1 protein-coding gene is annotated in these 1,182 nt (G+C 59.6%); it reads right to left on the reverse strand.

Going from position 1 to position 1,182, the window contains the following annotated elements; all coding sequences use genetic code 11:
- Window positions 1-6: 6 nt before the first annotated feature.
- Window positions 7-1,182: elongation factor Tu (tuf, locus tag ACR1XY_RS24560; RefSeq protein ID WP_480597428.1), on the reverse strand; the 1,176-nt coding region annotated here is incomplete at its 5' end.

The following is a 1,182-nucleotide window of genomic DNA, read 5'->3' on the forward strand; positions in this document are numbered from 1 at the left end:
CGCGTCTTACTCGATGATTTTCGACACGACGCCGGCGCCGACGGTGCGGCCGCCTTCGCGGATGGCGAAACGCAGGCCGTCTTCCATCGCGATCGGGGCGATCAGCTCGACGGTGAAACCGACGTTGTCGCCGGGCATGACCATCTCGGTGCCTTCAGCCAGGGTCACGGTGCCGGTCACGTCGGTTGTACGGAAGTAGAACTGCGGACGGTAGTTCGCGAAGAACGGGGTGTGACGGCCGCCTTCTTCCTTGGTCAGGATGTAGGCTTCGGCTTCGAACTTGGTGTGCGGTGTCACCGAACCCGGCTTACACAGAACCTGGCCACGCTCAACGCCTTCACGGTCGATACCGCGCAGCAGGGCGCCGATGTTGTCGCCCGCTTCACCGCGATCCAGCAGCTTGCGGAACATTTCAACACCGGTACAGGTGGTTTTCTGAGTGTCACGGATGCCGACGATTTCGATCTCGTCGCCAACGTTGATCACACCACGCTCAACACGGCCCGTAACAACGGTACCACGACCCGAGATCGAGAACACGTCTTCGACCGGCATCAGGAACGGCTTGTCAACTTCACGCTCAGGGGTGTCGATGTAGTCGTCAACAGCCGCCATCAGTTCGCGGATCTTCTCTTCGCCGATTTCCGGCTTGTTGCCTTCCATCGCGGCCAGAGCCGAACCTGCGATGATCGGAATGTCGTCGCCGGGGTATTCATAGCTGGACAGCAGTTCGCGAACTTCCATCTCAACCAGTTCCAGCAGCTCTTCGTCGTCAACCTGGTCAACTTTGTTCATGAACACGACCATCTTCGGGATGCCAACCTGGCGGCCCAGCAGGATGTGCTCGCGGGTCTGCGGCATCGGGCCGTCAGCGGCGTTCACAACCAGAATCGCGCCGTCCATCTGGGCAGCACCGGTGATCATGTTCTTGACGTAGTCGGCGTGGCCGGGGCAGTCAACGTGCGCATAGTGGCGGTTGTCGGTCTCGTATTCCACGTGGGCGGTCGAGATGGTGATGCCGCGCGCTTTCTCTTCGGGCGCACCGTCAATCTGGTCATACGCTTTGAAGTCACCGAAATACTTGGTGATTGCTGCGGTCAGCGTGGTCTTGCCGTGGTCAACGTGGCCAATCGTGCCGATGTTGACGTGCGGCTTATTACGCTCAAACTTTTCCTTTGCCAT

The organism is Ruegeria sp. AD11(2025), assembly GCF_056542405.1.